Origin of the sequence: Enterobacter cloacae complex sp. 372C4 (assembly GCF_050030615.1) — a bacterium.
Taxonomy (GTDB): Bacteria; Pseudomonadota; Gammaproteobacteria; order Enterobacterales; family Enterobacteriaceae; genus Enterobacter; species Enterobacter intestinihominis.
The window spans coordinates 346,429-360,745 of the sequence record NZ_JBLGUQ010000001.1; the positions used below are offsets into that span (position 1 = coordinate 346,429).

13 protein-coding genes are annotated in these 14,317 nt (G+C 56.6%); 6 read left to right on the forward strand and 7 right to left on the reverse strand.

Annotated elements, in window-relative coordinates:
* Positions 1 to 18 precede the first annotated feature (18 nt).
* Positions 19 to 2,004 carry a ligand-gated channel protein gene (locus ACQG11_RS01710; protein ID WP_032623906.1) on the forward strand — a complete coding sequence of 662 codons (1,986 nt, stop codon included), beginning with the start codon at positions 19 to 21 and terminating at the stop codon, positions 2,002 to 2,004.
* 54 nt (positions 2,005 to 2,058) lie between these two features.
* On the opposite strand, the gene ACQG11_RS01715 is transcribed toward ACQG11_RS01710, so the two are convergent.
* Both ACQG11_RS01715 and yieE read right to left on the reverse strand, forming a co-directional pair.
* Complete coding sequence (locus ACQG11_RS01715) at positions 2,059 to 3,528, reverse strand: amino acid permease (protein WP_022648700.1); 1,470 nt, start codon at positions 3,526 to 3,528, stop codon at positions 2,059 to 2,061.
* Positions 3,529 to 3,698: 170 nt separating this feature from the next.
* Positions 3,699 to 4,565 (reverse strand): DNA-binding transcriptional regulator YeiE, encoded by an 867-nt coding sequence (gene yieE, locus ACQG11_RS01720; protein ID WP_426728128.1) that lies wholly within the window; start codon positions 4,563 to 4,565, stop codon positions 3,699 to 3,701.
* A 97-nt stretch (positions 4,566 to 4,662) separates the two neighbouring features.
* Between yieE and ACQG11_RS01725 the strand changes: the two genes are divergently transcribed.
* Positions 4,663 to 5,709, forward strand: a complete 1,047-nt coding sequence (locus ACQG11_RS01725; RefSeq protein ID WP_022648702.1) for a YeiH family protein — start codon at positions 4,663 to 4,665, stop codon at positions 5,707 to 5,709.
* A gap of 64 nt (positions 5,710 to 5,773) precedes the next feature.
* Positions 5,774 to 6,631, forward strand: a complete 858-nt coding sequence (gene nfo / locus ACQG11_RS01730) for a deoxyribonuclease IV (protein ID WP_032623904.1) — start codon at positions 5,774 to 5,776, stop codon at positions 6,629 to 6,631.
* A gap of 73 nt (positions 6,632 to 6,704) precedes the next feature.
* Here the strand turns inward: nfo and fruA are convergent, their stop codons facing one another.
* From fruA to fruB, 3 genes are read right to left on the reverse strand one after another with little or no spacing between them, the layout of a single operon-like run.
* Positions 6,705 to 8,390 (reverse strand): PTS fructose transporter subunit IIBC, encoded by a 1,686-nt coding sequence (gene fruA / locus ACQG11_RS01735; protein WP_022648704.1) that lies wholly within the window; start codon positions 8,388 to 8,390, stop codon positions 6,705 to 6,707.
* A 16-nt stretch (positions 8,391 to 8,406) separates the two neighbouring features.
* The gene (gene fruK, locus ACQG11_RS01740) at positions 8,407 to 9,345 is read right to left on the reverse strand and encodes a 1-phosphofructokinase (RefSeq protein ID WP_006811313.1); all 939 of its coding nucleotides are present in this window, start codon (positions 9,343 to 9,345) and stop codon (positions 8,407 to 8,409) included.
* Positions 9,345 to 10,475 (reverse strand): fused PTS fructose transporter subunit IIA/HPr protein, encoded by a 1,131-nt coding sequence (fruB, locus tag ACQG11_RS01745; RefSeq protein WP_045308656.1) that lies wholly within the window; start codon positions 10,473 to 10,475, stop codon positions 9,345 to 9,347. Before fruB ends, fruK begins: the two co-directional genes overlap by 1 nt.
* Before the next feature lie 75 nt (positions 10,476 to 10,550).
* Here fruB and ACQG11_RS01750 point away from each other — a divergent pair, with 75 nt between their 5' ends.
* Positions 10,551 to 10,730 carry a hypothetical protein gene (locus tag ACQG11_RS01750; RefSeq protein WP_139154318.1) on the forward strand — a complete coding sequence of 60 codons (180 nt, stop codon included), beginning with the start codon at positions 10,551 to 10,553 and terminating at the stop codon, positions 10,728 to 10,730.
* A 103-nt stretch (positions 10,731 to 10,833) separates the two neighbouring features.
* The gene (gene setB / locus ACQG11_RS01755) at positions 10,834 to 12,015 is read left to right on the forward strand and encodes a sugar efflux transporter SetB (RefSeq protein ID WP_426728129.1); all 1,182 of its coding nucleotides are present in this window, start codon (positions 10,834 to 10,836) and stop codon (positions 12,013 to 12,015) included.
* Here the strand turns inward: setB and ACQG11_RS01760 are convergent.
* A complete protein-coding gene (locus tag ACQG11_RS01760) occupies positions 12,012 to 12,266 on the reverse strand; it encodes a YkgJ family cysteine cluster protein (protein WP_032622476.1) in 255 nt (84 codons plus the stop codon). The genes setB and ACQG11_RS01760 overlap by 4 nt on opposite strands.
* A 164-nt stretch (positions 12,267 to 12,430) precedes the next feature.
* Here ACQG11_RS01760 and yeiP point away from each other — a divergent pair, with 164 nt between their 5' ends.
* Positions 12,431 to 13,003: an elongation factor P-like protein YeiP gene (gene yeiP / locus ACQG11_RS01765; RefSeq protein ID WP_003859355.1), complete on the forward strand. Its 573-nt coding sequence runs from the start codon at positions 12,431 to 12,433 to the stop codon at positions 13,001 to 13,003.
* 116 nt (positions 13,004 to 13,119) lie between these two features.
* Here yeiP and uxuA read toward each other — a convergent pair whose 3' ends face one another.
* Entirely contained in the window at positions 13,120 to 14,310 is a 1,191-nt protein-coding gene (gene uxuA, locus ACQG11_RS01770; protein WP_022648722.1) for a mannonate dehydratase, read from the reverse strand.
* Positions 14,311 to 14,317: the final 7 nt, after the last annotated feature.

Consider the following 14,317-nt stretch of genomic DNA (forward strand, 5'->3'; position numbering starts at 1 on the left):
TTTATACGGAATGTACAAATGACAATACCACGCATTAAGCTCCTGGCCGTCGCCATTGGCGCTGCCACATGTTCCCCCTTCGTTCACGCAGCCGATCAGGATACCGTTGTCGTTACCGCGACGGGTTTTGAACAAAAGATCCAGAATGCCCCCGCCTCCATCTCTGTGATTTCAAAACAGCAGATTGAAGATAAAGCCTACCGTGATGTTACCGATGCCCTGAGAGATGTCCCGGGCGTCGTCGTCACCGGCGGTGGAAGTAGCAGTGATATCAGTATTCGCGGCATGGCCTCTCAGTACACCCTGTTCCTGGTGAACGGCAAACGCGTCAGTACGCGAAGCACCCGCCCAAACAGCGACAACTCGGGTATTGAACAAGGCTGGCTGCCGCCGCTGGAGTCCATTGAGCGCATCGAGGTCATCCGCGGCCCGATGTCCTCGCTTTACGGCTCCGATGCTATGGGTGGCGTCATTAACGTCATTACCAAAAAAGTCTCGAACACCAAAGCCTGGACCGGTTCGTTGCATGGCGATGCAACCTTCCAGGAAAATCATGACTCCGGCGATATCTTCCAGACCAACGCCTACGCCTCTGGTCCCCTGATTGACGGGCTGCTGGGTGCAAAAGTGACGGGGCTGTTGTCACGCCGCGCAGAAGATAAAATCGTGAACGGCTATAACGAGCAGAAAATGCGTAACGGTGGCATTACGCTGAACTTCACGCCGGACGAGAAGAACGATTTCGATCTCGACTTTGCTCGCGAGCTTCAGGACAGAAACAGCACCCCGGGGATGTCGAAAGCAGCTGAAACCTGCCGGGGAACAACCTGTACGCCAAATACCAAAAGCGACTCGCGCTATGAGCACACGACCTACTCGTTAACCCACAGTGGTTATTACGACGACTTCAATACCACCAGCTATATCCAGCAGGAAGAGACCAATAATCCAGGTCGCAAAATGCGTTCCTACAACACCACCTTTAACAACCAGAACCAGATCTTCCTCGGCGATCATACGTTGACCCTCGGCGGGCAGTACCGCTATGAGAAACTGCGCGACAACGGTAATCAGCTGGAAGCTGCTGACGGCCTGAACAAACTGACGCGCTGGAGCTGGGCCCTGTTTGCCGAAGATGAATGGTCAATGACGGAAAGCTTTACGTTGACCGGCGGCCTGCGTATGGACAAAGACCAAAACTACGGGACGAACTGGACGCCGCGCGGTTACGGCGTATGGCACCTGGCCGATCAGTGGACGTTGAAAGGCGGGGTTTCTGCTGGCTATCGTGCGCCGGATCTGCGTCAGTCGTCTGCCAGCTGGGGCCAGGTGACAGGTGGCGGCCGTCTTGACGGTATCATCGTCGGCAACCCGGATCTGAAACCCGAGAAGAGCCTGAGCGAAGAGCTCGCCCTGCTCTGGGATAACAACGATAACCTTAATGCCGGTGTGACGCTGTTTAATACCGACTTCAAGGATAAAATTACGGAAGTTCGCCGCTGTAACAGCAGCGCCGATCCCGCCTGTACGATTGGCGATCATAGCTATGATTTCGTCAGCGATCGCGTCAACGTGGACAAAGCCAATATGCGCGGTGTGGAGTCCTCCTTCGGCTGGAAAATCACGCGCGATGTGAACTGGACTGCAAACTACACCTATACGGAATCCGAGCAGAAGAGCGGCCAGTTCTCCGGCAAGCCACTGAACAAAATGCCAAAACACATGTTCAACACCACCCTGGACTGGCAGGCGACGCCCGACGTCGGCTTCTGGAGCCGTCTGAACCTGCGCGGTAAAACGTCTGAGTACCTGAGCCGCACGTCTATGTCTCAGGGCACACCGTCCTACACTCAGGTGGATGTCGGTATGCGCTACAACGCCAACAAAAACCTGCTGGTTACTGCCGGTGTATATAACATGCTCGATAAGCAGATTGACTACGATACGTATGACACCGTGCTGGATGGCCGTCGCTATACCGTTGGCATGACTTACAGCTTCTGATCTGCCCATAAAAAAGCCCGCTCGATTGAGCGGGCTAAAAGAGAGGAAGTGCGGTTATTGTTTAAATCGTTCCGGGAAATCCATTTCACTGTAGCGAACGAAGCGCGTTCCTTTCGTCAGTTTGTAGCCAAACCAGATGATCAGGAACAGCGGAATGCCAATATAGGTGGCCGTGACGGCGCCCCAGTCAATGGTGTCCGCAAGGAAGGCCTCATAGTTTTGGCCCAGGGTAATGATCAGGCACAGAACGAAGGCGAAGATCGGCCCCAGCGGGAAGAACCCTGACCGGTACGGCAGGTTATTCAGATCATGACCCTGCTTGACGTACCCGCGACGGAAACGGTAGTGGCTGATGGCAATGCCCAGCCAGGCAATGAAGCCCGTCATACCAGAGGTGTTAAGCAGCCACAGGTAGACCGTCTGGTTGCCGAACATGGAGGTCAGGAAACAGAGACCCGCAATCACCGTGGTCGCATACAGCGCGTTGCGTGGCACGCCACCGCGAGACAGTTTCGAGAAAATACGCGGCGCTTTACCGTCGCAGGCCAGGGTGTAGAGCATGCGGGTAGAGGCGTACATCCCGGAGTTACCCGCAGACAGTACCGCCGTCAGGATCACCGCGTTCATCACCGCCGCCGCAGAGAGCAGACCCGCGTGCTGGAAGACCAGGGTGAACGGGCTGACGCTGATGTCTTTCACATCGTTACGCAGCAGGCTTGGGTCGGTATACGGAATGATCAGGCTGATAATCAGGATCGCGAACACATAGAACAGCAGGATACGCCAGAACACCTGACGCACCGCGCGCGGGATGGTCTTCTCCGGGTTTTCGGATTCACCGGCCGCAATGCCAATCAGTTCGGTGCCCTGGAAGGAGAAGCCGACAATCATCGCCACGCCAATCATCGCCGAGAAGCCCCCGGCAAACGGCGCATCGCCTATTGTCCAGTTACTCCAGCCCGCCGGTTCGGCCCCTTTGAAAATACCAACGATCATCGCCACACCGACGACGATAAAGATGATGACGGTTGCCACTTTAATCAAAGAGAACCAGTATTCCGCTTCGCCGAAACCGCGCACGGAGATGTAGTTCAGCAGGAAGATGACCGCCAGGAACAGGGCGCTCCAGATCCAGCCGGGCGTGTCCGGGAACCACCAGGTCATCACCAGCTGTGCCGCGACCAGGTCAACGGCGATGGTCACCGCCCAGTTGTACCAGTAGTTCCAGCCCAGCGCGAAGCCGAAGCCTTCCTCAACGTATTTTTGTCCGTAGGTCGAAAACGAACCAGACACCGGCATGTATGCCGCCAGTTCGCCCAGGCTGGTCATCAGGAAGTAGACCATCAGGCCAATCAGGATATAAGAGAATAATGCCCCACCCGGGCCGGCTGCCGAAATTGTTGCGCCAGAGGCAACGAAAAGACCCGTACCGATGGAGCCGCCAATGGCGATCATCGTCAGGTGACGCGCCTTAAGTGCGCGACGTAGCGCGGGCGCTTCTGTGGTTTTAGTTTCTGAAACCATGTGAAAATGCTGTCCATTCAATAAATGAGGCGCGATTGTAGCAGACGATCTGCGTTGCTTCCGGCAGAAATGCTCAGTTATAAGAGAGCTTCATGACTCGGCCAGGATTATAAGTAAAGCATAATTTTTCCCTCTCCCCTTTGGGGAGAGGGCCAGGGTGAGGGGCGCTTTTACATCTCGCAATAGCGCAGAAAACGCTGGAGCGAGCTGGAAAGGTGTTTCTGACGATGGTGGATGCACCACAGCGTGCGCACCAGCTTCGGCAGCGGAACGGGGATCTCAACCAGAGAGCCGGTTTCCAGCTGTTCGGCGATCACCCGTCGGGAAAGACAGCTAATGCCCAGGCCATGACGTACGGCATGCTTAATGGCCTCGGAGTTACCTAACTCCATCCCTAGCTGGAACTGCGGCAGATGGGACAGCAGTAGATAATCGACAATCTCACGCGTGCCGGAGCCCTGCTCTCGCAGGATCCACTGCGCCTGCGCCAGACGCTCCAGCGTAACCTCGCCCTGGAGTAAAGAAGAGGCCGGGGAAGCAAACACCACCAGCTCATCCTCAAGCCAGGGCTGCGCAATGATATCGACGTTGTGGCACGGCCCTTCGATAAGACCGATGTCCACGCGGAAATCAATCACCGCGTTAATCACGTCCTGGCTGTTGCCGACGCTCATCTCCAGCGGCAGGGTCGGAAAATCCCGGCGGTAGCGGGCGATCACTTCCGGCAGGATGTAATTACCGATCGTGCTGCTGGCGTAGACGCGAATAGCGCCGTTGTCCTCGCGGAACAGCTGTTCGATCTCCGTTGCCTGCTCAAGCAAGGCCAGGGCACGCGGATACAGCAGGCGGCCATGTTCGTTCACCACCAGTCGCTTTCCTACCCTGTCGAAAAGCTGGACGCCCAGTTGCCCTTCAAGATCGGTCAAGGCCGCGCTAACGGCGGACTGCGAGAGCGCCAGCATTTGTGACGCCTGGGTTGTCGAGCCGCTTTTCAGCACCTCGGCAAATACTTCCAGCTGACGCAATGTAATGTGCATGGTTGCTTACCACTTATAAAGATTGATTATAAATATATAATCAATTTTATTTTTAAGCCAGAGCGCCGTAACCTTTAGCCAGACAAAGGAGAAGGTTATGTCAGAAATCACCTTACAACATCATCGTACAGTGTGGCACTTCGTGCCGGGTCTCGCGCTCAGCGCCGTGGTTACCGGAGTGGCCTTATGGGGTGGCAGTATACCGGCTGTTGCCGGTGCAGGGTTCAGCGCCCTGACGCTGGCCATTCTGCTCGGCATGGTGGTCGGGAACACCGTTTACCCGCATATCTGGAAATCCTGCGACGGCGGCGTGATTTTCGCCAAGCAGCATTTATTACGTCTCGGGATCATCCTTTATGGCTTCCGTCTCACCTTTTCGCAGATTGCGGATGTGGGTGTCAGCGGGATTGCCATCGACGTCCTGACCCTTTCGAGCACCTTTTTACTGGCGTGCTTTATCGGCCAGAAGATCTTTGGACTGGACAAACAGACCAGCTGGCTGATCGGTGCGGGTAGCAGCATCTGCGGCGCAGCGGCTGTACTGGCAACAGAACCCGTCGTCAAAGCCGAAGCCAGTAAAGTCACGGTTGCCGTCGCGACGGTAGTTATCTTCGGTACGCTGGCGATCTTCCTGTATCCAGCCATGTATCCGCTGGTGGCGCACTGGTTTAGCCCGGAAACCTACGGCATTTATATCGGCTCAACCATGCACGAAGTGGCGCAGGTGGTGGCGGCAGGTCACGCCATTAACCCGGAAGCGGAAAACGCGGCGGTCATTGCCAAAATGCTGCGCGTGATGATGCTGGCCCCGTTCCTGATTTTCCTCGCGGCGCGGGTTAAACAGCTGGCTCCTGCAGGCGGCAGCGAGAAAAGCAAAATCACCATTCCGTGGTTTGCGATCCTGTTCATCGTGGTCGCTATCTTCAACTCTTTCCACCTGCTGCCAAAAGCGATGGTGGATATGCTGGTCACGCTGGATACGGTCCTGCTGGCGATGGCAATGGCGGCGCTGGGCGTCACCACGCACGTCAGCGCGCTGAAAAAAGCCGGGGCGAAACCGCTGCTGATGGCGCTGGTGCTGTTCATCTGGCTGATTGTTGGCGGCGGTGCGATTAACCTTGCGGTACACAGCCTGTTGGCATAAACCATCTCGTCCTTCTCCTGTTAACCCGCTATCATAGGCATTTCGGGTTAACAGGAGTCTTTTTATGAAATATGTTGGAGCGCACGTCAGCGCTGCCGGTGGCCTTGCGAATGCCGCCATTCGCGCCGCCGAAATCGAGGCGACCGCTTTCGCCCTGTTCACCAAAAACCAGCGCCAGTGGCGCGCAGCTCCCCTCACCGCGGAAGTGATTGATGACTTCAAAGCCGCCTGCGAGAAATACCGCTATGGGCCTGGGCAGATCCTCCCGCACGACAGCTACCTGATTAACCTCGGCCACCCGGTTGCTGAGGCGCTGGAAAAATCCCGCGAAGCATTCCTGGATGAGGTTCAGCGCTGTGAACAGCTGGGGCTGACGCTGCTGAACTTCCATCCCGGTAGCCATCTGATGCAAATCGACGAAGACGCCTGTCTGGCGCGCATCGCCGAGTCCATCAACATGACGCTGGATAAAACCCAGGGCGTGACGGCGGTGATTGAGAATACCGCCGGTCAGGGCAGCAACCTCGGCTTTAAGTTTGAGCATCTGGCGGCGATCATCGACGGCGTGGAAGACAAATCCCGCGTGGGCGTATGCATTGATACCTGCCACGCGTTTGCCGCCGGGTATGATCTGCGCACAACCGAGGCCACGAAAAATACCTTCGAAGAGTTCGAGCGTATTGTTGGCTTTAAGTATCTTCGCGGTATGCACTTAAACGATGCGAAAAGCGCGTTCGGCAGCCGCGTAGACCGTCACCACAGCCTGGGCGAAGGTAATATCGGCCACGATGCGTTCCGCTTTATCATGCAGGATGCCCGCTTCGACGGCATTCCAATGGTGCTGGAAACCATCAATCCGGATATCTGGGCAGAAGAGATTGCCTGGCTGAAGGCACAGCAGACCGCTGAACAGGCGGCATAAAAAAAGCCGGGCGCTTAATGCGACCCGGCTTTTTGTAGGTCGGGTAAGGCGAAGCCGCCACCCGACACCTCTTTTAGGCTGCTTTTGCGACCACTTCCGCTTCCGGACGCTTCAGCACCGCGTAAGACAGACCCGCCACCAGCGTACCGGCAACAATCGCCAGCAGGTAGCCCAGCACCGGCGTGATGGCGCCAGGGATCAGCAGGACGAACAGACCGCCGTGCGGTGCCATCAGTTTCGCACCTACCGCCATGGAGATAGCTCCCGTTACCGCACCGCCGACGATACAGCATGGCAGAACACGCATTGGATCGCGCGCCGCAAACGGGATTGCGCCTTCGGTAATGAAGCACAGACCCAGCACCAGCGCCGCTTTGCCGCCTTCCTGCTGCGCTTTATCGAACTTACGACGGGCAATGATTGTCGCCAGGCCAAGTGCCAGCGGAGGCACCATACCTGCCGCCATGATCGCCGCCATAGGCGCATAGGTCTGGGTACTCAGCAGGCCAACGCCGAACGCGTATGCCGCTTTGTTTACCGGACCGCCCATGTCGGTACACATCATACCGCCGAGGATTGCGCCCAACAGCACCGCGTTCGCCGTCCCCATGGTTTGCAGCCAGTGGGTCAGACCTTCCAGAATGCCCGCGACCGGCTTACCAATCAGGTAAATCATCGCCAGACCGACCACCAGGCTGGAAATCAGCGGGATGATCAGGATAGGTTTCAGCGCCTCCATACTCTGCGGCAGCTTCAGCTTCGAGCTGATGAGCTTCGCCACGTAACCGGCAAGGAAACCGGCAATAATACCGCCGATAAAGCCAGAACCAGTGCTCACGGCCAGCATACCGCCGATAAGACCCGGCGTCAGACCCGGACGGTCAGCGATGGAGAAGGCGATAAAGCCCGCCAGCACCGGCACCATCAGCGCAAACGCGGAGCCTCCACCAATCTGCATCAACGCTGCCGCCAGCGTGCCCTGCTCTTTAAAGGCTTCGATACCAAAGGCAAAGGAGAGCGCAATACACAGGCCGCCCGCCACCACCATCGGCAGCATGTAGGAAACCCCGGTTAACAGGTGACGATAGGCACCCGCAGACTCTTTCTTACCTTCGCCAGGCGTTTTAGCCGCACCGGTCGCCTGATAAGGTTTGGCTTCCGCCAGCGCTTTATCAAACTCCTGCGCAGTTTTCTTCAGCGCCAGGCCGGTTGAGGTGCGGTACATCGGCTTACCGGCAAACTTCGCCAGATCCACTTCGATATCGGCCGCCACGATCACCAGATCGGCTTCGGCCACCTCTTCCGGCGTGATGGCATTACCCGCGCCAACAGAGCCACGAGTTTCAACCTTCACCCACCAGCCGCGTTTTTTCGCTTCGGTTTCAATGGCTTCAGCCGCCATAAAGGTGTGAGCCACACCTGTCGGGCAGGCCGTTACCGCAACAATGCGTTTCGGCCCAGCGGTTGCGACCGGCGCGGCCTCAACGGGTGCGCTGTAAACCGTCGCATGACCTTTTGCTTCGCTCAGAAACAGTTCAGGGTGTGCCACCGCGCGGTTAATATCGCCCAGCCACACTTTTTTGCCGTTCAGGGCGCTGTCCGCGGGGATTTTGTCACCCAGAACAATCGCCATTTCAGCATCACCCGGGTTATCAATGATATCCAGATGCGCTTTTTGTGCCGCCGCGCCCAGCAGGGTCTTCGCCATATAGGCGCGAGCCTGTCCGAGACCGGAGTCAATGATCAGCAGCGTTTTCATTATTCCTCTCCTGCTGTTAGTTAAAAGGTTTTAAGTCAACGCGCGCCATCATCGCGGCTAACTGGGTACGATCGGTAATACCGACATTGCTCTGGCTCACGGCCAGGGCCGCAACGGCGGTAGCAAGGCGTAGGGTATGTTCACTGGATTCGCGCATCAGCAGACCGTAGATCAGGCCGCCAACCATCGAATCCCCGGCACCCACGGTGCTGACCACTTCCATAGAAGGCGGTTTGGCAATCCATTCCCCGGAGGCGTTAACCCACAGGGCACCTTCTGCACCCAGCGAAATCACCACATGAGCGATACCCTGCTCGCGCAGCGCATGGGCAGCGTCAATCACATCCTTTAATTCTGGCAGCTTACGGCCCGCCCAGATTTCCAGTTCACGGCGGTTAGGCTTAACCAGCCATGGCGAGGCTTTCAGACCGGCGACCAGCGCGTCGCGGCTGCTGTCAAAAATAATGCACGGGCACTGGCTGCGCAGGCGCGTCATCCAGTCGGTGAACGCTTCCGGGCTGACGCCGGACGGCAAGCTGCCGCTGACGCACACCATGTCAAACTGGCCCAGCCAGCTCAGGGAATCGGCAACGAAGCGCTCCCAGTCAGCCGGGGTCACTTCGAAGCCGGAGAAGTTCAGATCGGTCACTTCACCGTCTTTCTCGGTCAGCTTAACGTTAATACGGGTACGGCCCTGCACAACCTGAAAACGGTTGGCGATGCCCAGTTCACTGAACAACTGCTGAAAACCGTCCTGGTTGTCTTTGCCAAGGAAGCCGCCAACGGTGACGTCGATGCCGAGATCTTTCAGCACCTTCGCCACGTTAATCCCTTTCCCTGCGGCATGCAGGCCGGTGGTTCGCACCAGGTTAACTTCGCCACGCTCAATTTCCGGGCAGAAGCCCACCAGATCGTAAGCCGGGTTCAGCGTAATGGTCGCAACACGTCTGCTCATTATGCGCCCTCCCCCAGACCGGCCGCGATGGCGTCGCCAATCGCTTTCAGCGCCTGTTCAGCATCAGCACCCTGCGCGGTAAAACGCAGACGATGGCCTTTCTTCACACCCAGCGCGACAACTTTCATCAGGCTGCGCCCGTTGGCTGGTTTACCCGAACCGTCCAGATTGGTCACGGTGATCTCACTTTCAAATTGTTTAATGGTATTCACCAGCATGGTGCCCGGACGGGCATGCAGGCCGTGTTCGTTACGCACCACGTACTCCGCGCTCAGCAGGTTGTCCGTCAGCGCATCGTCGCTGGTCAGCAGGGCCAGCACCGTCGCCGCGTCTGCGTTCAGCAATTTTTCAGCTTTATTGTTCAGCAGCAGATCGCCAAGGCGCTTCAGGACGGATACCGGCTGATCGTCAGCCATGGCAACGGTTACCAGCATCGCGGCGCGTTCGCCGTCTGTCTCAAAGGCAACCGCAGCACGGCTGACCGCGATAGCACTGCGCAGGTTGCCTTCAGCACTGTCGTTCAGCCAGATGCCCTGACCCAGGTTTAAAGGCTTATCATTGATGGTGCGGGTCACAAAGGCGGTATCAGCCGCCCCCACCTCTTTCAGGCGAGCCGCGTTCAGCGCCTGGAGCGTCACCAGATCGGACGCAACGACGTCCAGCATCAGGGTTTCATTATCCAGCTTCAGCGCTTCGCTCTGTTTTTCGCCCATCAGCAGGGCACGCAGCTCTTCAGCAGTGGTGGCGGATTTAAGCTGTTCCGCGACGGCATCATCGCTCAGCACGTGCGTCAACTGACGCAGCAGGCCCAGGTGTTCGTCACCGCTGGCCGCGATACCGATCGCCACGTAAGCCACCTGCCCCTCGCCCCAGAGCACGCCCTGCGGGAACTGGTAAACCTGCACGCCGGTTTTCAGCACCTGATCGCGGGTGTCCGTGGTGCCGTGCGGAATTGCAATACCGTTACCGAGGAAGGTGGAGGTCTGCTGTTCACGCGCCAGCATGCCGTTGACGTAGCCGTCCGCCACGTTGCCAGCCTGCACGAGCGCAGCGGCGACCTGGCGAATAGCCTCTTCTTTATTCCCGGCCTGTTCGCCCGGGTGGATATCCTGAACAGATAACTGGAACATGATTCTCCTCTCCTGCTGAAATTGAATCGTTTCAGCTTAACTGAGAAAATATGCGCTAACCTGCTTCTACAGGACATGCAAGATAGCGCTGAAACGTTTCAAGAAGTCTTGTCTTTTCTACAAAAGGTTGCAAGAAAAGTTACATTTCTTGTTGCAGAATTTAGAAGTGCAGCACATTTCTTCTTCAATAGGGAGGTTTTTGCTGATGTTCAGCAAACAGGTTCAGCACACTTCAGCGAAACAGCGTTAAACTGAAATGCTATTTTGATTTATTGTGGCAATCTTGATTTTGCCCTCTGTTTATTTAATGACAGGCGGCGTAAACTCCGCCTCTCTCTGTTACTCGCAAAGACTGAACATGCATAACACCCCCGCTGCCGCCTCACCAAAGCCCTTTGATTTGACGTCAACGGCGTTTTTGATTGTTGCTTTCCTCACCGGTATTGCCGGTGCGTTACAAACGCCTACGCTGAGCCTGTTTCTGACCAACGAAGTCCACGCGCGTCCGGCGATGGTTGGCTTCTTCTTCACCGGGAGCGCCATCATTGGCATCCTGGTCAGCCAGTTTCTGGCCGGGCGTTCCGACAGAAAAGGCGATCGTAAAAGCCTGATCGTCTTTTGCTGTCTGCTGGGCGTTTTCGCCTGCGTGTTGTTTGCCTGGAACCGCAACTATTTCATTCTGCTGTTTGTTGGGGTGTTCCTGAGCAGCTTCGGCTCGACAGCCAACCCGCAGATGTTCGCCCTTGCCCGCGAGCATGCCGACCGCACCGGGCGGGAAGCGGTGATGTTCAGCTCGATACTGCGCGCGCAGGTGTCGCTTGCGTGGGTGATTGGCCCCCCGCTCGCCTACGCGCTGGCAATGGGTTTTGGCTTTACGGTAATGTACCTCAGCGCGGCGGTAGCCTTCGTGGTGTGTGGCGCAATGGTATGGTTCTTCCTGCCTTCCATGCGTAAAGAGCCGAAAGTGGCGACCGGTACGCTGGAAGCACCGCGGCGTAACCGGCGCGACGCACTACTGTTATTCATTATCTGTACGCTGATGTGGGGAACGAACAGCCTCTATATCATTAATATGCCGTTGTTTATTATTGATGAGCTGCATCTGCCGGAGAAGCTGGCCGGGATCATGATGGGAACCGCCGCGGGGCTTGAGATCCCCACCATGCTGATTGCGGGCTATTACGCGAAGCGCTTCGGCAAGCGCTTTTTGATGCGCATCGCCGCCGTTGCCGGGCTGCTGTTTTATATCGGTATGCTGACGGTTCATACGCCAGCGCTGCTTCTTGCTTTACAGCTGCTGAACGCCATTTATATCGGCATTCTGGCCGGTATCGGCATGCTCTACTTCCAGGATCTGATGCCGGGTCAGGCAGGCGCTGCCACCACCCTTTATACTAATACCACCCGCGTGGGCTGGATTATTGCAGGCTCACTGGCGGGCGTTGTGGCTGAAATCTGGAACTATCATACGGTGTTCTGGATTGCGCTGGTGATGTGCTTCCTGACGTTGAGCTGCCTGACGCGGATTAAGGACGTTTAAGGCGCGGTGAGCGCTTCCAGCTCAAGCAGGTAAGTGATGGCCTGCTGGCGCGTACTGCCGCACATTTCGGCGTCAGGCTGGAGCCCGGAGCACACCTTCGGGCGTAAAGGCGAGCCAAAGATCATGCACAGGTTGGAGTCAGAGAGCTGAACGCAGCGGGTATTGGCAGGCTTGCCTTGTGGCATGCCTGGAATGGGGCTTGAGATGGACGGTGCGGTACAGCACGCGCCACAGTCGGAACGACAATCCATACATGCTCTCTGTCGGTGGCAGATGCCCGCGCAGTCGGGCATTGCGCGCACAGTAACACCTTTTATGTATTGATAGCAAAACCCACGAATTCCGCTTGCCTGAAAGGCCGCGCGCGAGTAATTTGGCGCGATATTTTTTACCTCCCGTAAACAGGATTACTGCAATGCCAAGAGCGAACGAAATCAAGAAAGGTATGGTACTGAATTACAACGGCAAACTGCTGATTGTGAAAGATATCGACATTCAGGCACCCAGCGCCCGTGGCGCAGCAACGCTGTATAAAATGCGTTTCTCCGATGTCCGTACCGGCCTGAAAGTGGAAGAACGTTTTAAAGGCGACGATATCGTGGATACCGTGACCCTGACCCGTCGCTACGTTGATTTCTCCTACATCGACGGCAACGAATACGTGTTCATGGATAAAGAAGATTACACCCCGTATATCTTCACCAAAGATCAGATCGAAGAAGAGCTGCTGTTTATTCCTGAAGGTGGAATGCCGGACATGCAGGTGCTGACCTGGGATGGCGTGCTGCTGGCGCTGGAGCTGCCGCAGACCGTTGATCTGGAAATCGTTGAAACGGCACCGGGCATCAAAGGCGCGTCTGCAAGCGCGCGTAACAAACCGGCTACCCTGACTACCGGTCTGGTCGTACAGGTGCCAGAATACCTGTCAGCGGGCGAGAAAATCCGTATCCATATCGAAGAAAAACGCTATATGGGTCGCGCTGACTGATTGTGGCGTTTGCCGGGTGGCAGCTGCGCCTTACCCGGCCTACAAAAACACAAAAACCGGCCTCAGAGCCGGTTTTTCGTAGGCCCGGTAAGCGTAGCGCCACCGGGCAATCAGGCTTACAGAAGCTCTGGATACTTCGTCATTTTCAGCGCCAGCTCAATACCGCGCACTTCCGCCATCCCTTTCAGACGGCCAATCGCCGAATACCCTGGATTCGTTTTCTTGCGCAGATCGTCCAGCATCTGATGCCCGTGATCCGGACGGAACGGGATAGGACGTACATCCCCCGCCTGCTTACGACGTACTTCTTCAGAGAGAATGGCATCCACCACCGCAACCATGTTCACGTCGCCGCCAAGGTGGGCTGCTTCATGGAAGGTTTTTGGATTCTCTTCACGGCAGGTTGCACGCAGGTGAGTGAAATGAATGCGATCCCCAAAGGTTTCGATCATCCGCACCAGATCGTTATCCGCACGCACGCCGTAAGAGCCCGTACACATGGTAAAGCCGTTGTAGATGCTGTCCACCGTCTCTTTTAGCCACTGCATATCCTCAATGGTCGACACGATACGCGGCAGGCCGAGGATTGGGCGGGGAGGATCGTCCGGATGGACCGCCAGCCGCACGCCCGCTTCTTCTGCCACCGGCACGATAGCGCGCAGGAAGTGCGCCATGTTTTCACGCAGCTGGTTTTTATCGATATCGCCATATTCCGCCAGGCGCGCGCGGAACTGATCGAGGGTATAGCCCTCTTCCGCCCCCGGCAGGCCCGCGATAATATTGCGAACCAGCTTCTCAATGTCCGCTTCACTGGCGGCATTGAACCACGCCAGCGCCTGCTGCTGCTCTTCGGCGGTGTAGTCTGCTTCCGCCCCCGGACGCTTCAGAATGTGCAGCTCGAAAGCCGCAAAAGCGATTTGATCGAAACGCAGCGCCTTCGAACCATCGGCCATTTCATATTCCAGGTCGGTACGCGTCCAGTCCAGAATTGGCATAAAGTTATAGCAGACGGTATCAATACCGCAGGCCGCCAGGTTACGAATGCTCTGCTGATAATTCGCAATCCAGGTTTCACACTCACCGGAGTGGGTTTTGATATCTTCGTGAACCGGAATACTTTCCACGACAGACCAGGTTAGACCCTTCTCTGCCAGCTGTGCCTGACGCTTTTGGATTTCCTCCACCGGCCACACCTGACCGTTCGGAATATGATGCAGCGCCGTGACCACACCCGTTGCGCCAGCCTGACGCACATCATCAAGAGAAACCGGATCGTTCGGCCCGTACCAACGCCAGGTTTGTTCCATTGCCCCA